Here is a 20,303-nt window from a genome sequence, read left to right as displayed (position 1 = left end):
TGGGTGCCTTCGCGCTCGGAGCCGGTCCGGGTCCGCCGGACGGCGCCGACTGCTGTACAGCGGTCTTCTTCGCCACCATGGCCGCGGCCCCTTCACATATTGTGATCTTGCGCGCGAATCGTGCTGGGACGATAAATCGACTCGAGTCCCTCGGCAACGGGGCGCACCGCCCGATTCCCCCGCCCCGCGGACGCCGCGCGGCGAGCCTGCATCCGTTGTGCCCAGCTCCCCGCCGGGTATGCCGACCAGGGGCACCTCCGCCGATCCCGAACACGCGTACCTCGCCATTCGGGGCATGTCAGGTCATACGCCCACCGGAAAACCGGCGGCCGCTGTCCGCTCCGCGCCGTACACTGGGCGGAGCGAAAAGCGTGGATGGGGACGAGTAGCGGCGTAGGCAGCCCGCAGCGACCCGGGGACGGTGTGAGCCCGGGGGCGAGCGCGACGTGAAGATCACCCCGGAGCCGCCGGAAGAAACCCCGCGAGGGGCGGTAGAACCGGCATCGCGACCCCAATGAGGGGGCTCACCGGAGCGGACGAAGCACCGGGGAGCCAAGGAGGGTGGTACCGCGGGAGCGCGCCGGACGGCGGCGTCGAGATCGACACAGCTCTCGTCCCTCCGGACGGAAGGCAGCAAGTCCGCCGGAGGAAGCCCGCTGATGACATCGCCGACGTACCGCCAGGTACCAGCCCAGGTCGATCTGCCCGCCCTCGAGCACGCGGTGCTCGACTTCTGGCGCGAGCAGAAGATCTTCGCCAAGAGCCTGGAGCAGTCCGAGGGCCGCCCCGAGTGGGTGTTCTACGAGGGCCCGCCCACCGCCAACGGCATGCCCGGCGCCCACCACATCGAGGCCCGCGTCTTCAAGGACGTCTTCCCCCGCTTCCGCACCATGCGCGGCTACCACGTGGCCCGCAAGGCCGGCTGGGACTGCCACGGCCTCCCCGTGGAGCTCGCCGTGGAGAAGGAGCTCGGCTTCTCCGGCAAGCAGGACATCGAGGCGTACGGCATCGCCGAGTTCAACGCCAGGTGCCGCGAGTCCGTGACCCGGCACACCGACGCCTTCGAAGAGCTCACGACCCGCATGGGCTACTGGGCCGACCTGCAGAACCCGTACCGCACGATGGACCCCGAGTACATCGAGTCCGTCTGGTGGTCGCTGAAGGAGATCTTCAACAAGGGCCTGCTGGTCCAGGACCACCGCGTCGCCCCCTGGTGCCCGCGCTGCGGCACCGGCCTGTCCGACCACGAGCTGGCACAGGGCTACGAGACGGTCGTGGACCCGTCCGTCTACGTCCGCTTCCCGCTCACCTCCGGCCCGCTGGCCGGCGAGGCCGCGCTGCTGGTGTGGACGACCACGCCCTGGACCCTGGTCTCCAACACGGCCGTCGCCGCCCACCCCGAGGTCACCTACGTCGTCGCCACGAACGGTGAGGAGAAGCTGGTCGTCGCCGAGCCGCTGCTCGCCAAGGCGCTCGGCGAGGGCTGGGAGCCCACCGGGCAGTCCTTCACGGGCACCGAGATGGAGCGCTGGTCCTACCGGCGGCCCTTCGAGCTCGTGGACTTCCCGGCCGAGGCGCACTACGTGGTGAACGCCGACTACGTCACCACCGAGGACGGCACCGGTCTGGTCCACCAGTCCCCCGCCTTCGGTGAGGACGACCTGAAGGTCTGCCGCTCCTACGGCCTGCCCGTGGTGAACCCGGTCCGCCCCGACGGCACGTTCGAGGAGGACGTCCCGCTGGTCGGCGGCGTCTTCTTCAAGAAGGCCGACGAGCGGCTCACCGAGGACCTCCAGCAGCGCGGCCTGCTCTTCCGGCACATCCCGTACGAGCACAGCTACCCGCACTGCTGGCGCTGCCACACCGCGCTGCTCTACTACGCGCAGCCGTCGTGGTACATCCGCACCACCGCCGTCAAGGACCGGCTGCTCGAGGAGAACGAGAAGACCAACTGGTTCCCGGACACGGTCAAGCACGGCCGGTACGGCGACTGGCTGAACAACAACATCGACTGGGCGCTGTCCCGCAACCGCTACTGGGGCACCCCGCTGCCGGTCTGGCGCTGCGAGGACGACCACCTCACGGTCGTCGGCTCGCTGGCCGAGCTCACCGAGCTGACCGGCACCGACCAGTCCGGCCTCGACCCGCACCGCCCGTACATCGACGAGGTCACCTTCGCCTGCCGCCACGACGGCTGCGGCAAGACCGCCACGCGCGTGCCGGAGGTCATCGACGCCTGGTACGACTCGGGCTCGATGCCGTTCGCGCAGTGGGGTTACCCGTACAAGAACAAGGAGCTGTTCGAGGCCCGCTACCCGGCGCAGTTCATCTGCGAGGCCATCGACCAGACCCGCGGCTGGTTCTACACGCTGATGGCGGTCGGCACGCTCGTGTTCGACAAGTCGTCCTACGAGAACGTCGTCTGCCTGGGTCACATCCTCGCCGAGGACGGCCGCAAGATGTCCAAGCACCTGGGCAACATCCTGCAGCCGATCCCGCTCATGGACCGGCACGGCGCGGACGCGGTCCGCTGGTTCATGGCGGCCGGAGGGTCTCCGTGGGCGGCCCGCAGGGTGGGCCACGGCACCATCCAGGAGGTCGTCCGCAAGACGCTGCTGACGTACTGGAACACGGTGGCCTTCCAGGCCCTGTACGCCCGTACGTCGAACTGGGCGCCGAGCGAGGCCGACCCGGCCCCCGCCGACCGTCCCGTGCTCGACCGCTGGCTGCTGTCCGAACTGCACGCGCTCACCGACCAGGTGACCCAGGCGCTGGACGGCTACGACACCCAGCGGGCCGGCAAGCTGCTGTCCGCGTTCGTCGACGACCTGTCCAACTGGTATGTGCGCCGCTCGCGCCGCCGCTTCTGGCAGGGCGACAAGGCCGCGCTGCGCACGCTGCACGAGGTCGTGGAGACGGTCACCAAGCTGATGGCCCCGCTGACCCCGTTCATCACCGAGCGGGTCTGGCAGGACCTGGTCGTCCCGGTCACCCCCGGCGCCCCGGAGTCGGTGCACCTGGCGTCCTGGCCGGAGGCGGACCTGTCCGCGATCGACCCGGAGCTGTCGAAGCAGATGGTGCTGGTGCGGCGGCTGGTGGAGCTGGGGCGGGCCACCCGCGCCGAGTCGGGCGTGAAGACCCGGCAGCCGCTGAAGCGTGCGCTGATCGCGGCGAGCGGCTTCGGCTCGCTCGGCCCGGAGCTGCACACCCAGATCACCGAGGAGCTGAACGTCGAGTCGCTGGCGTCGCTGTCCGAGGTGGGCGGCTCGCTGGTGGACACCACGGCGAAGGCCAACTTCCGTGCGCTGGGCAAGCGGTTCGGCAAGCGGGTCCAGGACGTGGCCAAGGCGATCGCGAACGCGGACGCCGCCGCCCTGTCCCAGGACCTGCGCGAGGGCACCGCCTCGGTGGAGGTCGACGGGGAGACGATCACCCTCGCCCCGGACGAGGTGATCATCACCGAGACCCCGCGCGAGGGCTGGTCGGTGGCGTCCGACGCCGGTGCCACGGTCGCCCTCGACCTGGAGATCACCGAGGAGCTGCGGCGGGCGGGCCTGGCCCGTGACGCGATCCGGCTGATCCAGGAGGCCCGCAAGAACAGCGGCCTCGACGTGGCCGACCGCATCGCCCTGCGCTGGACGGCCACCGACCCCGCGACGGTCTCCGCGCTGGAGGAGCACGCCGGGCTGATCGCCGAAGAGGTCCTCGCCACGGACTTCGCGCGGGGCGAGGCGGACGAGAGCTACGGCGCGCCGTTCACCGACGAGGGTCTGTCCCTGACGTTCCGCCTGCGCAAGGCGTAGTGCCCGGGGCGCATGCGCGAAGGCCCGGGCCCACCGGGAAAAATCTTGGCGGGCCCGGGCCTTCGGCGTTGTGTGCGTCGGACACCGCGCCCACGTCCGAACACGTGCCGCACCGCCGGGGGACGCGCGGAGCGAAAGAGCGGGGCCCCGGGTCGGTGAACCCGGGGCCCCGCTCTGAACGCTGCCGACTGCTACGCCGTATTCATGGCCGAAGGGCCGTCAGTTGTCGTCCTCGTCGATCAGGAAGCCACGCATCGGCGAGGGCGCCTGACCCATGGGCGACGGGCCCTGCGGACGGACCGGCGCCATGGGCTGGGTCATGGCCGGCTGCATCTGCTGCTGACCGCCGTACGACGGGCCGGAGGAACCGCCGGGGCCGCCGCCCATGGTCTGGTTGCCGCCGTAGGACGGCGCACCGGCACCGGCCGGAGCCATCGAGGGCGCCGGGGACGGCGGCAGCGAGGGCGCGGCACTGGCGGGCTGGCGCGGCGGGGCGAGCGAGTCGTCCGCCTGGGTCTCCAGCTGACGCAGCTGCGACTCCAGGTAGGACTTCAGCCGCGTGCGGTACTCGCGCTCGAAGCCGCGCAGGTCCTCGACCTTGCGCTCCAGCGTGGCGCGGGCGGACTCCAGGGAGCCCATCGCGACGCGGTGCTTCTCCTGCGCGTCCCGCTCCAGGGCGTCGGCCTTGGCGCGGGCGTCCCGCTCGAGACCCTCGGCACGCGAACGCGCCTCGCCCACGATCTTGTTGGCCTCGCTGCGGGCCTCCGCGATCGCCTGGTCGGCGGTCTGCTGGGCCAGCGACAGCACCCGGGCGGCGCTGTCGCCGCCGGGGCCTCCCTGACCGGGAAGACCAGGACCACCGGGGCCACCCATGGGACCGCCGGGACCGCCCATCGGGCCACCAGGGCCCATCTGCCCCTGCATCGGGCCGCCCTGGCCCATCGGCCCGGGACCCTGGCCCATCGGCCCGGGACCCTGGCCCATGGGGCCGGGACCCTGCGGGCCGCCCTGTCCGCCGGGGCCGGCGGGCAGTTGGGGAGCACCGCTCGGCAGCTGGGGCGGGCCACCCATGGGGCCACCCATCTGCTGCTGCGGCGGGCCCGATATGCCGGCGGGTACGGGAGCGCCGGGACCGCGCATGCCCTGCTGCGGCATGCCCTGGGGCGGTGGCCCCTGCTGCTGCTGTTGCTGCTGCTGCTGGTCCTGTGGCTCGGGAGGCTTGCGCATGTTCTGCTGGTTCTGGGCGGCAGCGCGCGTGGCCGCGGCCAGTTTGGCGCGCAGGTCCTCGTTCTCGCGGAGCAGGCGCGTCAGTTCGGCTTCGACCTCGTCGAGGAAGGCATCGACCTCGTCCTCGTCATAGCCTTCTCGGAGGCGGACGGTCGTGAACTGCTTGTTCCGCACGTCCTCGGGGGTCAACGGCATCTCTTCACCTCAACGTAGTCATCGGCAGTCGGCAAGACCGTATCGTCCACAGTCACCTCGCGAGATTGCCCACGATCGAGATCAGGATGTAGACGATGATCATCAGGACGAAGAAGGACAGGTCGAGCGCCACGCCCCCGAGACGCAGCGGCGGGATGAACCGCCGCAGAAGCTTCAGCGGTGGATCGGTGACAGTGTAGGTGGCCTCCAGGACGACCACCATCGCCTTGCCGGGTTGCCATGAGCGGGCGAACTGGAACACATAGTCCATGACCAAACGGAAGATGAGCACGATGAGGAACACCATCAGCGCGATGTAGATCACCTGCGCGAACACGCTCATGGCCTGTTTTTCCCTCTCCCCTGTGCACTGCTCGGTCCGGTACTGCGTCTCAGCTCTGGTTGAAGAACCCGCCCTCTGCGATGCGGGCCTTGTCCTCCGCCGTGACATCGACGTTAGCAGGCGACAACAGGAACACCTTCTGCGTCACCCGCTCGATGCTGCCGTGAAGACCAAACACCAAACCGGCCGCAAAGTCGACAAGTCGCTTCGCGTCCGTGTCATCCATCTCAGTCAGATTCATGATCACCGGGGTGCCTTCACGGAAGTGTTCCCCGATGGTACGGGCCTCGTTGTAGGTCCGGGGGTGAAGCGTGGTGATCCGGTAAGGCTCTCGTTCGGACACGACCTTGGGCATGATCACCGGTGCGTTCTTCTCCAGGCTTGCGCGTTCTTGTGTGATGGATGCCACGGGCGCGATCCGCGCCGGGCGTGGCGATTCCGCGGCGAGCGAAGCGGATCGGGCGACCGGTTCGCGCGGTGCGGGAGGGTGTACGACTCGTACCTCTTCATCCCTTTGCGACTGGTGTGCGCCGTGGGACTGGTGCGACGGCTCGTGCCGCCGGTGGTCCCGCTCGGGCTCCGGGTCGAGTTCGGGTTCGAAGTCGTCGTCTGGGTCGAATCCGCGGCCGTCGTACCCATCGTCCTCCACGAGGCCGAGGTAGACCGCCATCTTGCGCATCGCGCCGGCCATGCTCCGAGTCCTCCGCTCTGTGGTGGATCCGCTGACGACCGCCAAGTGCCCGCGATCCACTAGGTCTTTACGTCCGCTGTTCGGCGGAACTGACCATATTTTCTGCTGTGGTCCGACTTCTTGGCGACGTTACCCGAGCCTGGGGCGGACTCCGAGTACCGCGCTGCCGACGCGCACATGTGTCGCCCCGGCGGCCACGGCCTGTTCGAGGTCCGCACTCATCCCTGCCGAGACCATGTTCGCAGCCGGATGGGTCCGGCGCAGGTCGGTCGACAAATCCATCAACCGCTCGAACGCCGCCTGTTCCCGTCCGGCGTACTCCCCGGTGAGCGGGGCGACGGTCATCAGCCCGTCCAGCCGCAGCCCGTCGGCCCCGGCGACCAGGCCCGCCAACTCCTCGACCCCGCCGGGCGCGACGCCGCCGCGCTCGCCCCGCCCGCTCACCCCGGCGTCGAACGCCACCTGGATCAGACAGCCGATCTCGCGGCCGGCCCGCACGGCCTCCTTGGAGAGGGCCGTCACCAGCCGGGAACGGTCGACGGACTGCACCACATCGGCATAACCGACCACCGAGCGCACCTTGTTGGTCTGAAGCTGACCGACGAAGTGCCACGAAAGGGGCAGATGCGCACACTCCGCCGCCTTCGGGGCGGCGTCCTGGTCGCGGTTCTCGGCGACGTGGCGCACACCGAGTTCCGACAGGATCCGCACATCGCTCGCGGGGTAGGTCTTGGTGACCACGATGAGGGTCACCTCGTCGCGCGCCCGCCCGGCGGCGTCGCAGGCCGCCGCGATCCGCCCCTCCACTTTCGCCAGGTTCGTGGCGAGTTCGCCCTTACGGTCCGTCATGTCCCATCAGTCCAGCCACACATAGCCCGCGAGCCGCCCCGTGGTGCGGTCGCGGCGGTACGAGAAGTGATCCGCCGACTCCAGCGTGCACACCGGCGACCGCTCCCGGGCGCGCACCCCCAGCCGGTCGAGCTGGGCGTGCACGCCCGCGGCCACGTCGACCGCCGGCGTGCCCCAGCTCGTCTCGGCGTGCGCCGCCGGTTCGACGGCGGCCACCTCCGCACGCATCGCCCCGGGCACCTCGTAGCACCGGCCGCACACGGCGGGGCCGGTGCGGGCGACGATCCGGGACGGGTCGGCGCCGAGCTTCGCCATGGCCCGCACGGCCGCGGGAACGACCCCGGCGACCAGTCCGGGCCGGCCCGCGTGGGCGGCGGCCACCACATGGGCCACGGGGTCGGCGAGCAGCACCGGCACGCAGTCGGCGGTGAGCACCGCGAGGGCGAGGCCGCGCCGCGCGGTGACGATCGCGTCCACCTCGGGGACCGGACGGTCGCCCCAGGGTTCGTCGACCACGACGGCGTCGGCGCCGTGCACCTGGTTCATCCAGACCACGCGGGCCGGGTCCACGCCGAGGGACGCGGCGGCCCGTTCGCGGTTGGCGCGCACGGCGCCGGGGTCGTCACCGACGGCCCCGCCGAGATTGAGCTCCTCATACGGAGCGGCGCTCACCCCGCCCCACCGGTCGGTGAAGGCGAAGTGCGCGCCGCTCACGCTCTCGCGCCGTCCTATCACTTCAGGAAGTCCGGCACGTCCAGTTCCTCGGCCGCGCTGTCGTAGCTGCGCGACGGCGGGACCGGGGGCTGGGCGACCGGGATGTCGCCGACCGGCTCGGGTGCCACCGGCTCCGGCTCCTCCTTGGGCGTGACGCTGCCCAGCGAGCCGAAGGACGGGCGGCTCTCGGGCTGCCGGGCCGGGGCCGGCTCCTCGCGCTTGGCCGAGGACGATCCGAGGACGTTGTCCCGCTTGGAGGGCGGCTGGCCGCCGTCGAACCCGGCCGCGATCACGGTGACCCGGACCTCGTCGCCGAGCGCGTCGTCGATCACCGCACCGAAGATGATGTTGGCCTCGGGGTGGGCGGCCTCGCTGACCAGCTGGGCGGCCTCGTTGATCTCGAAGAGGCCGAGGTCGCTGCCGCCGGAGATGGAGAGCAGCACGCCGCGGGCGCCGTCGATGGAGGCCTCGAGCAGCGGCGAGGAGATGGCCATCTCGGCGGCGGCCACCGCGCGGTCGTCGCCGCGGGCCGAGCCGATGCCCATGAGGGCGGAACCGGCCTCGGACATGACCGACTTGACGTCGGCGAAGTCGAGGTTGATCAGACCGGGGGTGGTGATGAGGTCGGTGATGCCCTGGACACCGGAGAGCAGGACCTGGTCCGCCGACTTGAAGGCGTCCAGGACCGACACCTGACGGTCGGAGATGGACAGCAGCCGGTCGTTCGGGATCACGATGAGGGTGTCGACCTCTTCGCGGAGCTCGGCGATGCCGTCCTCGGCCTGGTTGGCACGGCGCCGTCCCTCGAAGGTGAACGGGCGGGTGACCACGCCGATGGTCAGCGCACCGAGCGAGCGGGCGATGTTGGCCACGACGGGCGCGCCGCCGGTGCCGGTGCCGCCGCCCTCACCGGCCGTCACGAAGACCATGTCGGCCCCCTTGAGGACCTCCTCGATCTCCTCGCGGTGGTCCTCGGCGGCCTTGCGGCCGACGGCCGGGTTGGCTCCGGCGCCGAGTCCGCGGGTGAGTTCACGGCCGACGTCGAGCTTGACGTCGGCGTCGCTCATCAACAGGGCTTGCGCGTCGGTGTTGATGGCGATGAACTCGACGCCCTTGAGACCGACCTCGATCATCCGGTTGATGGCATTGACACCACCGCCGCCGACACCGATGACTTTGATGACTGCGAGGTAGTTCTGCGGTGCTGCCACGTCGAAGGCCTCTCGCCTCGAGTTACGTGTCGCCGGAACGCAGCAGCACTGCCACGCCACGGTCCGACGACTGATGCCGAATGGGACGGTCCGTATCGCCGACCCGAACCCTAACGTTGAAGTTTAGGGTTACCAGTGTGTCTGTTCCCTGGAGTCTTCTGAACAGGACACTAAGTCGACAAGTGGCGCACGTTCAACGAACACGCCGAACCTCCCGTTTTTCTTTTCACCCTATGTGATCAGCCGTAGCGCTGCCCAACCAGGGTGCTGGCCTGCACTGATGCGCGTCAACTCCCTGATGACGCCGGAGCGCTGGGAACACTGACGTCGAAGTGCCGCGCGCGGGGCTCCGTTTTCATCAGCGCGGTGAGAGTACGGCCCTTCTCGGCGCCCTTCTCGCTGCTTCCCCAGTCGACCGTACGGCCGTCGGTCATCTCGAGCGAGATGTCGTCGTAGGAACGGACCTTGACGCTGCGCGTCGCCCGCGCCACGGACTCCGGAAGGGCGCCGGCCACCCGGACCGCCTCCCGGGTCAGCCGGTCCTCGCCGAAGCGGCGCAGACTCGCCGCCGCGGAACCGCTGCCGGTGGCCTCCAATTCCAGCCGGGCCACGCCTTCGGGCGCCTTGCTGACCGTGGCGAACCGGACACCCTCGTCGTCCACTTCGATGAACTTCCCCGCTTTGTGGATGACGAGAACGGGGGTGCGTTCCGTGACGTTCAGCCTGATTTCATGTGGCCAGGAACGGACCACTTCAACCGTGTCGATCCGGGGCAGTGCCTTCGCGAGCCGGGCCTCGATCGCGTCGGTGTCGACGGAGACGAGCTGTTCCCCCAGGGGCACGTCGGCGGCCTCGCGCACCTGGCCGGGTGTCAGAACGCCGGTCCCCGACACGGAGACCCGCTCGACCCGCACCAGGTCCGATCCGTAGAGCAGCCAGAACGTCCCGCTGCCGAGGAAGAGCAGGACCACGGCCAGTGCGATGATCCGACGAAGGCGCCGTCGGCCGAACCGCCCGACGGGCGGCGGGCCGGACGACTCCCGCTTGCGTTCACCGCGCTCCGCGGTGGTCGATCCGGCCACGCTCCCTGCCTTCCGTCATACGCGTCTAGCGGTGCGCACGGGCGGCGATCGCCTCGTACACCATGCCGACGAGCAGGTCGTCGGCGTCCCGGCGGCCGAACTCGGCGGCGGCGCGGGACATCTCGTACAGCCGGTGCGGGTCGGCGAGCACCGGCAGCACGTTCTGCTGCACCCACTCCGGCGTCAGTTCCGCGTCGTCGACCAGCAGTCCGCCGCCGGCCTTGACCACCGGCTGGGCGTTCAGCCGCTGCTCGCCGTTGCCGATGGGCAGCGGGACGTAGGCGGCCGGGAGACCGACGGCGGAGAGCTCCGCGACGGTCATCGCGCCCGCGCGGCAGAGCATCATGTCGGCGGCGGCGTACGCGAGATCCATCCGGTCCAGGTAACTTACCGGGATGTAGGGGGGCATGCCCGGCATCTGCTGCACCTGCGGCAGTTCGTTCTTCGGGCCGACCGCGTGCAGGATCTGGATTCCGGCCTGCTGGAGCCACGGAGCGACCTGCTGCACGACCTCGTTGAGCCGGCGGGCGCCCTGCGAGCCGCCGGAGACCAGCAGGGTCGGCAGATTCGGGTCGAGCCCGAACGCCGCGCGGGCCTCGGGGCGCACGGCCGCCCGGTCCAGGGTGGCGACGGAGCGGCGCAGCGGGATGCCGATGTAGCGGGAGTTGCGCAGCTTGCTGTCGGGCGTGGAGACGGCGACCTGGGCGGCGTAGCGCGAGCCGATCTTGTTGGCCAGGCCGGGGCGGGCATTGGCCTCGTGAACGACGATCGGCACCCCGAGGCGCTTGGCCGCGAGATAGCCGGGCAGGGCCACATAGCCGCCGAAGCCGACCACGGCGTCCGCCTTGGTGCGCTCCAGGATCTGCTCGGTCGCCTTGATGGTGCCCCGCAGCCGGCCCGGAACGGTGATCAGCTCGGGGGTGGGCTTGCGTGGCAGCGGTACGGCGGGGATCAGCGCCAGCTCGTACCCGCGCTCGGGTACGAGACGGGTCTCGAGGCCGCGCTCCGTGCCCAGGGCCGTGATGCCCACGGTCGGATCCTGCCTGCGCAGGGCGTCCGCGAGGGCGAGCGCGGGCTCGATGTGGCCCGCGGTTCCTCCGCCGGCGAGTACGACATGCACCGAAATTCACCGCTCTCCGGACGATCGCACCCGTGGGGTACGCCGTCGCATCGTGTTCCATCTCCGGGGCCGCTGAGAACCCCCGATCCGCTTTCTACCAAAGCGGGGTTGCCGCATCGCAAGCGCCATCCGAGCAGCGGGATCCTCACGTGCGAAGGCGATCAGCAGCCCGATGGCGAACATGGTCGGCAGCAGGGCGGATCCTCCGTAGGAGAACAGCGGGAGCGGGACACCGGCGATCGGCAGCAGACCGAGCACCGCACCGATGTTGATCACGGCCTGGGCCATGATCCAGGTGGTCACGCCTCCCGCGGCATACCTCACGAAGGGGTCCTCCGTGCGTCCGGCCACGCGGATACCCGCATAGCCTAGAGCCGCGAACAGGGCGAGCACCGACAGCGTCCCCGCCAGGCCCAGTTCCTCACCGGTGACGGCGAAGATGAAGTCCGTGTGGGCCTCGGGCAGTTGACCCCATTTCTCCACGCTCGCGCCGAGGCCGGAGCCGAAGATTCCGCCGGAGGCGAGGGCGTAGATCCCGTGTACGGCCTGCCAGCAGTCCACCGGGCCCGACTGGGGCTCGGTGGCGCCGAGGCAGGCGAGCCGGGCCATGCGGTTCTCGCTGGTGCGGATGAGGATCGCGCCGAGCAGCGCGGCGACGGACAGCACGCCGACGAAGAGCCGCGTCGGCGCCCCCGCCAGCCAGAGCAGGCCGAACAGGACCGCCGCGAGGATGATCGCCGTCCCCATGTCGCCGCCCAGCATGATCAGCCCGAGCAGCATGAAGGCGGCCGGCACCAGCGGCACCAGCATGTGCTTCCACTGGGTCAGCAGCCGCTTGTCCTCCTTGCGGGCCAGCAGATCGGCGCCCCACAGCACCAGCGCGAGCTTGCCGAACTCACTGGGCTGCAACTGGAAGGAGCTGCCGAGGGCGATCCAGTTCTGGTTGCCGTTGACCGCGACTCCTATCCCCGGCACCTGCACCAGGGCCATCAGGAAGACGGCGCCCGCGAGGATGGGGTAGGCCAGCGCGCGGTGCAGCTTCACCGGCATCCGGGAGGCCACCAGCAGCAGTACGGCGCCGATCCCGGCCGCCAGGAGCTGCTTGCGGAAGAAGTACGAGCCCGGCAGCGACATCTGCAGCGCCGTGATCTGGGAGGCCGAGTAGACCATCACCAGGCCCAGCACGGTGATCAGCAGACTGCCGCCGAGGATCAGGTAGTACGCGGTCAGCGGCCGGTCCCAGGCCCTGCGCGCCCGGATGACCAGGGTGCGCAGGGTGCTCTCGCGCGGCGGCCCGGCAACGACGGGTCCCCGCTCGGGCCGCCGCACGGGCGGGCGGCCGGTACGGCTACCGGGCATCCGGTCCTCCGCCCACTGCTGGACTACAGGCTCTGGACGGTCCCACGCGTCCCTCCCAAGATCGCCCGGCGTCAGGCGGCCGGGGGTCAGGCGCCGAGCTCGCGCACCGCCTGTGCGAACGCGTCACCGCGCTTGTTGTAGTTGGTGAACATGTCCATCGAGGCGCAGGCGGGAGCCAGCAGTACCGTGTCGCCGGGTTGTGCGAGCCGCCTCGCCTCCTGGACAGCCTGGAGCATCGCCCCAGTGTCGGTCCGCTCGAGGTCGACGACGGGTACTTCCGGGGCGTGTCGCGCGAGGGCTTCACGGATCAGGGCACGGTCCCTGCCGATCAGCACGGCACCGCGCAGCCGCTTCGCCGCGTCCGCGACCAGCTCGTCGAAGGTGGCGCCCTTGGCGAGGCCGCCGGCGATCCACACGATCGACTCGTAGGCGGCCAACGAGGCCCCGGCGGCGTGGGTGTTGGTCGCCTTGGAGTCGTCGACGTAGGCGACGCCGTCCACGTCGGCGACGTGCGCGATGCGGTGGGCGTCCGGGGTGAAGGCCCGCAGGCCGTCCCGTACGGCGCTCGCGGGCACCCCGTAGGCGCGCGCCAGGGCGGCGGCCGCGAGGGCGTTGGCGATGTTGTGCGGGGCCGGGGGCCTGACGTCGGAGACCTCGGCGAGCTCCTCGGCGTTCTTGTGCCGGTTCTCGACGAAGGCGCGGTCGACCAGAAGGCCCTCCACGACGCCGAGTTGGGAGGGTCCCGGGGTGCCCAGGGTGAAGCCGACCGCCCGGCAGCCCTCCTCGACGTCGGCCTCGCGGACCAGGTCCTCGGTGGACTTGTCGGCCACGTTGTAGACGCAGGCGACGCGATTGCCCTCGTAGACGCGGCCCTTGTCCCTGGCGTACGCCTCCATGGAGCCGTGCCAGTCCAGGTGGTCGGGGGCGAGGTTGAGCACCGCGGCGGAGTGGGCGCGCAGGGACGGCGCCCAGTGGAGCTGATAGCTGGACAGCTCCACGGCGAGCACGTCGTACTCCTCCTCGCCGAGCACCGCGTCGAGGAGGGAGACGCCGATGTTGCCGACGGCCGCGGTGCGCAGGCCGGCCGCCTCCAGGATGGCGGCGAGCATCTGGACGGTGGTGGTCTTACCGTTGGTGCCGGTGACCGCGAGCCAGGGGGCCGCGCCGGGCTTCCTGAGCCGCCAGGCGAGTTCGACGTCGCCCCAGACCGGCACTCCGGCCGCGTCCGCCGCCGCGAACAGCGGCTTGTCCGGCTTCCAGCCGGGCGCGGTGACGATCAGCTCGGTGCCGTCGGGCAGGGTGTCGCCGTCACCGAGGCGCACGGTGACGCCGAGCGCCTCCAGCTGCGCGGCCTGCTCGCGGGCGCGGGCGTCGTCGCCGTCGTTGACGACGGTGACCTTCGCGCCGAGCCCGTGCAGCACCTTGGCCGCCGGGACGCCGGAGACGCCGAGTCCGGCGACGGTGACGTTCTTCCCCTGCCAGTCGGTCACTTGTCCGCTGCCCATCCCGCGTAGAAGAGGCCCAGTCCGACGATCACACAGATGCCCTGGATGATCCAGAAACGGACCACCACGAGGACTTCGGACCAGCCCTTGAGTTCGAAGTGGTGCTGGAGCGGCGCCATCCGGAAGACGCGCTTGCCGGTGAGCCGGAACGAGCCGACCTGGATGACCACCGACATGGTGATCAGCACGAACAGGCCGCCGAGGATGGCGAGCAGCAGCTCGGTGCGGGAGCAGATCGCGAGGCCGGCGAGGACACCGCCGAGCGCGAGCGAACCGGTGTCGCCCATGAAGATCTTGGCCGGCGAGGTGTTCCACCACAGGAAGCCCAGGCAGGCACCCATCAGGGCGGAGGCGACGACCGCCAGGTCGAGGGGGTCGCGCACCTCGTAGCAGGCGCCCGGGTTGGTGAGGGTCTGCGCGTTGGCGCACGACTCCTGGAACTGCCAGACGCCGATGAACGTGTAGGCGCCGAAGACCAGGACGGAGGCGCCGGTGGCCAGGCCGTCCAGACCGTCGGTCAGGTTCACGCCGTTGGACATCGCCAGGATCATGAACAGCGCCCAGATGACGAACAGCACCGGGCCGATGGTCCAGCCGAAGTCCGTGATGAAGGACAGCTTGGTGGACGCCGGGGTGTTGCCCCGGTTGTCGGCGAACTGCAGGGCCAGGACCGCGAAGGCGATACCGACGATCAGCTGGCCGGCCATCTTCGCCTTGGCCCGCAGGCCCAGCGAACGGCGCTTGACGATCTTGATGTAGTCGTCGAGGAAGCCGACCAGGCCCATGCCGACCATCAGGCCCAGCACCAGCAGACCGGAGAAGGTCGGCGCGGCGTCCGCCTCCTCGTCCACATAGCTGGTGATCACCTTGGCCAGGAAGTAGGCGGCGACGGTCGCCAGGATGAAGGCGATACCGCCCATCGTCGGCGTACCGCGCTTGCTGGCGTGCTCGCGCGGGCCGTCGTCACGGATGTACTGCCCGTACCCCTTGCGCGCGAGCAGCTTGATCAGCAGCGGGGTGCCGACCAGCGTCAGGAACAGGCCAATGACTCCTGCGAACAGGATCTGCTTCATCATCGGGCTGCGACCTCGCCCTCGGCACCGGTCTCGAGCAGCGCCTGCGCCACGCTCTCGAGCCCGACCGAACGGGACGCCTTCACGAGAACGACGTCTCCCGGGCGCAATTGACTGCGCAACAGGTCGACCGCCGCCTGTGCGTCGGACACGTGCACCGACTCCTCACCCCACGAACCCTCGTTATATGCGCCCAGTTGCAGCCAGGCGGCTTCCCTGCCCCCGACCGCGACGAGCTTGCTGACGTTGAGCCGGACGGCGAGCCGCCCGACCGCGTCGTGCTCGGCGAGCGCCTCGTCCCCGAGCTCGGCCATCTTGCCGAGCACCGCCCACGTACGACGCCCTTTGCCCATGGCCACCAGCGCGCGCAGCGCCGCCTTCATGGACTCGGGGTTCGCGTTGTAGGCGTCGTTGACGACCGTCACGCCGTCCGGTCGCTCGGTGACCTCCATGCGCCAGCGGGAGAGGGAGCCCGCCTCGGAGAGCGCGCGGGCGATCTCGTCTGCGGACATGCCCAACTCGTGGGCGACGGCGGCCGCGGCGAGCGCGTTCGACACGTGATGCTCACCGTACAGGCGCATGGTCACATCGGATGCACCGGAGGGTGTGTGAAGGCTAAAGGAAGGCTGTCCGCTGTCCGTGAGTCGCACGTTCTCGGCCCGAACGTCCGCTTCGTCGGACTCTCCGAAAAGGATCACCTTCGCCTTCGTACGGGTGGCCATGGCCCGCACGAGGGGGTCGTCCGCGTTGAGGATCGCGGCGCCCCCCTCCTCGGCCGGCGGCAGGGACTCGACCAGTTCGCCCTTGGCCTCGGCGATCCGCTCGCGGCCGCCGAACTCCCCGATGTGCGCGGAGCCGACGTTCAGCACCAGACCGACCCTGGGCGGGGTCAGACCGGTGAGGTAGCGAATATGGCCGATTCCGCGCGCTCCCATCTCCAGCACGAGGAACTTCGTCTCCTCGGTGGCGGTGAGCGCGGTGAGCGGCAGCCCGATCTCGTTGTTGAGGGAGCCGGGCGTGAAGACGGTCGGCGCCTTGCTCCGCAGCACCTGGGCGATGAGGTCCTTGGTACTGGTCTTGCCGGCCGAGCCGGTCAGCGCGACGAGGGTGGCCCCGAGCCGTCCGACGACGTGCCGGGCGAGGGCGCCGAGAGCGGCCTGGACGTCCTCGACGACGATCGCGGGCACGCCGACGGGGCGGGAGGCCAGCACCGCGGCCGCTCCCGCCTCGACGACCGCGGCCGCGAAGTCGTGTCCGTCCACGCGCTCGCCGGCGAAGGCGACGAACAGGCTGCCGGGACCCGCCTCCCGCGAGTCCCGGACCACCGGCCCGGTGACCTGCACGGACGGGTCCGGTATGTCGTGCGTCTGCCCGCCGACGACTGCTGCGATCTCGGCGAGGGAGAGGGCGATCACAAGTTCATCCCTGGGTCTTCTTGATGGCTTCGCGAAGCACCTGGCGGTCGTCGAAGGGACGCACCACCCCGGCGATGTCCTGTCCCTGCTCGTGGCCCTTGCCCGCGACCAGCACGGTGTCGCCGGGCTGCGCCCGGGCGACGGCGGCGGCGATCGCGGCGGCCCGGTCCTCGAAGACCTGCACCTCGCCGCGCTCGTGGGCGGGCACGGAGGCCGCGCCCTGGAGCATGGTGGCGAGGATCGCCAGGGGGTCCTCGGAGCGGGGGTTGTCGGAGGTCAGTACGGCGGTGTCGGCGAGCCGCGCGACGGCGGCACCCATGGGCTCCCGCTTGGTGGTGTCACGGTCGCCGCCGCAGCCGAGCACCACGTGCACCCGGCCCTCGGTGACCTTGCGCAGGGCGCGCAGCACCGATTCCACCGCGTCGGTCTTGTGGGCGTAGTCGACGACCGCGAGGTAGGGCTGTCCCGCGTCCACGCGCTCCAGCCGGCCCGGCACACCGGGGACGGCGGCGACGCCGTCGGCGGCGTCCTGCGGGTCGAGGCCGGCGACGGCGAGGGCGACGATCGCGGCGAGGGTGTTGGCCACGTTGAAGGGACCCGGCAGCGGCGAGCGGGCGGTGACCCGCTCGTCCTTGGGGCCGACGACGGTGAACGTCGAGTCCAGCGGGCCCACCTCGACGTCCTCGGCGCGCCAGTCGGCGTCGGGGTGCCCCTCGGCGGAGTAGGTGACGACCGGGACGCCGGCCTCCTTGACGAGGCGGCGGCCGTACTCGTCGTCCACGTTGACCACGCCGAGCCTGCTGCGCGCGGGCGTGAACAGCTGCGCCTTGGCCTGGAAGTAGTCCTCCATGCCGGAGTGGAACTCCATGTGCTCCGGGCTGAGGTTGGTGAAGACGGCGATGTCGAAGACACAGCCGTCGACCCGCCCGAGGACCAGGGCGTGGCTGGAGACCTCCATGGCGACCGCGTCGGTGCCGCGCTCGCGCATGACGGCGAACAGCGCCTGGAGGTCGGTGGCCTCGGGCGTGGTGCGCTCGGACTTGATGCGCTCGTCGCCGATGCGCATCTCCACGGTGCCGATCAGACCGGTGCTGCGGACGGTCTTCAGGCCGCCCTCGACCAGATAGGCGGTGGTGGTCTTGCCCGAGGTGCCGGTGATGCCGATCTGGAGCAGATCGCGGCCCGGGTGGCCGTAGATGGTGGCGGCCAGCTCGCCCATGTGCGCCCGGGGGTCGTCCACCACCAGCACCGGCAGTCCGGTGCGGGCGACGCGCTCGGCGCCGGACGGGTCGGTGAGCACGGCGACGGCGCCGAGGCCGGCGGCCTGGGTGACGAAGTCCGCGCCGTGGGCGCGGGCGCCGGGGAGGGCCGCGTACAGGTCTCCCGGGCGGACGGCGCGCGAGTCGTGGGTGATGCCCGTGACCTCGGCGGTCCGCTCCGGCGCTGGGGTACCCAGCTGACCGGCGAGTTCCGCGAGGGGTGTGGCGGAGACCTGAACCGGCCGGGGCGGTCCCGGATATGTCACGGGGTGGCCCTTCTGGGTGGATTGGGACTGATCAGCGTGTGGCACGGCGGTGAGCGTACCGGGCGCACCGGCCGGGGAGGAAAAGTGGGGCCCGCGCGCAGCGCGGTCCGGCGGGGGCGGCGGTGGGTGACGGGTGGGCGAGGTACGGGAGGGGTTCTGGTTCCCGGGGTCCGGGGTGATCGTTGTCACTGGGTGGTTCCTGGTGGCTCGGTGCTCGGTACGGGTCAGGGCTTGAAGGTGACCGGGAGGTCGGCGGGGGCGGCGCCCGTGGGCGGCACCTGGAGTGTCTTCAGGGCGAACGACATGACCTGCTTGTACACCGGACCGCAGATCTGGCCGCCGAAGTAGCTGCCCTGAGTGGCGTTCTGGATGACGCAGTAGACGGTGACCCTGGGCTTGTCGGAGGGCGCGAACCCGGCGAACGACGAGGTGTAGCCGTGGTACTTGCCGGTGGCCGGATCCACGCGGTTCGCCGTACCGGTCTTCCCCGCGACCCGGTAGCCCTGGATGCGCGCCTTGGTGCCGGTGCCCTCCTCGTCGTCCACGACCGACTCCAGCATCCGGGCGAGCGTCTTCGCCGTCTTCTCGCTGACGACCCGGGTCTCCTTGGGCTTCGGAGCGGGGGTGAAGCGTCCGTCGGGCCCCTTGGTGCCGCGGACGAGGCTGGGTTCGACGCGGACCCCGCCGTTGGCGATGGTCGAGTAGACGGAGGCGGCCTGCATGGCGTTGATGGAGACGCCCTGGCCGAAAGGAATCGTGTACTGCTGCGAGGTGGACCACGTGTCGGGCGGGGCGAGGATGCCCTTGGTCTCGCCGGGGAAGCCCAGTCCGGTGTGACTGCCGAGGCCGAACCTGCGCAGGTAGTCGTGGAGGACCCGGTTGGCCTCGGCCTGGGTCTTGCCGAGCTGCCCGGTGGCGAGGATGGTGCCGATGTTGCTGGACTTGGCGAGCACGCCGTTGAGCGTGAGGTACCACGTCGGGTGGTCGATGTCGTCCCTGAAGAGCCGGTCGCCGCGGTGCAGCCGGTTGGGCACGACCACATGCGTCTGCGGCGTGGCGACGTTCTCCTCGAGGACGGCGGCCATGGAGAGGACCTTGGCCGTGGATCCGGGTTCGAAGGCGTCCTGCAGGGCCGCGTTGCCGAGCGCCTTCGGGTCGGCCTCGGCGAGGTCGTTGGGGTCGAATCCGGGCGCGTTGGCCATGGCAAGGATCTCGCCGGTGCGGGTGTCCTGGACGATGACGTAGCCGCGGTCGGCCGCGGACTCCTTCACCTGCTTGCTGATGGCGTTCTGGGCGGCCCACTGGATGTCGCGGTGGATGGTGAGCTCGACGTCGCTGCCGGGCACGGCCGGGGTCTCGGTGGAGCCCGCGGTCGGGACCAGCCGGCCGCCGGACTGGGCGTAACGGATCTTGCCGTCCTCGCCGGCCAGCCGCTTGTCCAGCTGGAGCTCGATGCCGCCGGCGCCCTTGCCCTCGGCGTTGACCCAGCCCAGTATCCCGGCGGCGAGTTCGTTGTTGGGGTACACGCGCTTGCTGGTGGGCACGGAGAAGACGCCGGCCAGCACGTTGACGGTGGAGGCGTCGGTCTCCGCCTTCTTGGCGAGGGCGGCCTTCAGGTCCTTGATCTGCGTCCAGACCTGCGGGGTCCGGCGCCCGGCCAGCTTGACGTAGCGCAGCGACTTGTTCTCCGGCCGGAGCTTTTCGACCAGGTCGTCCTGGTCCGCGCCGAGGATCGGGGCGAGGAGGGCGGCGGCCTGCTCGGGGCCGTCGGCGACCTTCAGCTCCTCCGGGGTGAACATCGTGGGGTCGGCGGTGATGTCGTAGGCGTCCTCGCTGGTGGCGAGGGCCACGCCGTTGCGGTCGGTGATCTCCCCACGTTCCGCGGCCAGCACCTGGCCGACGTAGCGGTTGCGCTCGGCCTTGCCGGCGTAGGTGCTCGCGTCGACGGCCTGCACCTGGAACAGGCGTACGACGAAGGCGAGCATGACCAGGGTCAGGCCGACACCGATCAGGCGCAGCCGGGGCCGGTGGCTGCCCAGGCGGATGGTCTTCGGGGCCGCGGGGCGGGGTCCGGCGGGCCGGCGGGCCGGGCGGGCGCCCGGGCCGGGGCCGGGGCGCCGGGCGGCGTCCTGCCGGGCGGGCCGGGCGGGTCCGGGCACCCGGCGGCGGGGCGGTTCCCTGTCGGACACTT

General features: G+C 70.8%; 15 protein-coding genes. 1 reads left to right on the top strand and 14 read right to left on the bottom strand.

Annotated elements, in window-relative coordinates; genetic code table 11:
• Positions 1-659 precede the first annotated feature (659 nt).
• Entirely contained in the window at positions 660-3,803 is a 3,144-nt protein-coding gene (gene ileS, locus AC5L3C_RS28355; protein WP_493651712.1) for an isoleucine--tRNA ligase, read from the top strand.
• 219 nt (positions 3,804-4,022) lie between these two features.
• Here the strand turns inward: ileS and AC5L3C_RS28350 are convergent, their stop codons facing one another.
• The 14 genes from AC5L3C_RS28350 to AC5L3C_RS28285 form a co-directional block, all read right to left on the bottom strand.
• Positions 4,023-5,225, bottom strand: a complete 1,203-nt coding sequence (locus tag AC5L3C_RS28350) for a DivIVA domain-containing protein (RefSeq protein WP_493651710.1) — start codon at positions 5,223-5,225, stop codon at positions 4,023-4,025.
• A gap of 52 nt (positions 5,226-5,277) precedes the next feature.
• On the bottom strand, positions 5,278-5,568 hold the full coding sequence (locus AC5L3C_RS28345) for a YggT family protein (protein WP_004932337.1): 291 nt from the start codon (positions 5,566-5,568) through the stop codon (positions 5,278-5,280).
• A 49-nt stretch (positions 5,569-5,617) separates the two neighbouring features.
• The gene (locus AC5L3C_RS28340; RefSeq protein WP_125507101.1) at positions 5,618-6,259 is read right to left on the bottom strand and encodes a cell division protein SepF; all 642 of its coding nucleotides are present in this window, start codon (positions 6,257-6,259) and stop codon (positions 5,618-5,620) included.
• A gap of 129 nt (positions 6,260-6,388) precedes the next feature.
• Positions 6,389-7,108, bottom strand: coding sequence for a YggS family pyridoxal phosphate-dependent enzyme (locus AC5L3C_RS28335; protein ID WP_493651708.1), 720 nt, complete (start codon positions 7,106-7,108; stop codon positions 6,389-6,391).
• 6 nt (positions 7,109-7,114) lie between these two features.
• A complete protein-coding gene (gene pgeF / locus AC5L3C_RS28330; RefSeq protein ID WP_493651706.1) occupies positions 7,115-7,843 on the bottom strand; it encodes a peptidoglycan editing factor PgeF in 729 nt (242 codons plus the stop codon).
• Entirely contained in the window at positions 7,840-9,033 is a 1,194-nt protein-coding gene (gene ftsZ / locus AC5L3C_RS28325) for a cell division protein FtsZ (RefSeq protein ID WP_125507095.1), read from the bottom strand. Before ftsZ ends, pgeF begins: the two co-directional genes overlap by 4 nt.
• A gap of 287 nt (positions 9,034-9,320) precedes the next feature.
• On the bottom strand, positions 9,321-10,115 hold the full coding sequence (locus AC5L3C_RS28320; protein ID WP_493651705.1) for a cell division protein FtsQ/DivIB: 795 nt from the start codon (positions 10,113-10,115) through the stop codon (positions 9,321-9,323).
• Positions 10,116-10,140: 25 nt separating this feature from the next.
• Complete coding sequence (gene murG, locus AC5L3C_RS28315; RefSeq protein ID WP_125507091.1) at positions 10,141-11,235, bottom strand: undecaprenyldiphospho-muramoylpentapeptide beta-N-acetylglucosaminyltransferase; 1,095 nt, start codon at positions 11,233-11,235, stop codon at positions 10,141-10,143.
• Positions 11,236-11,241: 6 nt separating this feature from the next.
• Positions 11,242-12,594, bottom strand: a complete 1,353-nt coding sequence (gene ftsW / locus AC5L3C_RS28310) for a putative lipid II flippase FtsW (RefSeq protein WP_493651704.1) — start codon at positions 12,592-12,594, stop codon at positions 11,242-11,244.
• A gap of 86 nt (positions 12,595-12,680) precedes the next feature.
• Positions 12,681-14,099 carry a UDP-N-acetylmuramoyl-L-alanine--D-glutamate ligase gene (gene murD, locus AC5L3C_RS28305; RefSeq protein ID WP_493651702.1) on the bottom strand — a complete coding sequence of 473 codons (1,419 nt, stop codon included), beginning with the start codon at positions 14,097-14,099 and terminating at the stop codon, positions 12,681-12,683.
• A complete protein-coding gene (mraY, locus tag AC5L3C_RS28300; RefSeq protein ID WP_125510431.1) occupies positions 14,081-15,172 on the bottom strand; it encodes a phospho-N-acetylmuramoyl-pentapeptide-transferase in 1,092 nt (363 codons plus the stop codon). The genes murD and mraY overlap by 19 nt, the downstream gene beginning before the upstream one ends.
• The gene (locus AC5L3C_RS28295; protein WP_493651700.1) at positions 15,172-16,587 is read right to left on the bottom strand and encodes a UDP-N-acetylmuramoyl-tripeptide--D-alanyl-D-alanine ligase; all 1,416 of its coding nucleotides are present in this window, start codon (positions 16,585-16,587) and stop codon (positions 15,172-15,174) included. Before AC5L3C_RS28295 ends, mraY begins: the two co-directional genes overlap by 1 nt.
• Before the next feature lie 4 nt (positions 16,588-16,591).
• On the bottom strand, positions 16,592-18,112 hold the full coding sequence (locus AC5L3C_RS28290) for a UDP-N-acetylmuramoyl-L-alanyl-D-glutamate--2,6-diaminopimelate ligase (protein WP_493654067.1): 1,521 nt from the start codon (positions 18,110-18,112) through the stop codon (positions 16,592-16,594).
• A gap of 224 nt (positions 18,113-18,336) precedes the next feature.
• Complete coding sequence (locus tag AC5L3C_RS28285; protein ID WP_493651698.1) at positions 18,337-20,301, bottom strand: peptidoglycan D,D-transpeptidase FtsI family protein; 1,965 nt, start codon at positions 20,299-20,301, stop codon at positions 18,337-18,339.
• Positions 20,302-20,303 lie beyond the last annotated feature (2 nt).

The sequence above is a fragment of the Streptomyces speibonae genome, from assembly GCF_984686075.1.
This window is presented reverse-complemented; position numbering and strand designations above follow the sequence as displayed.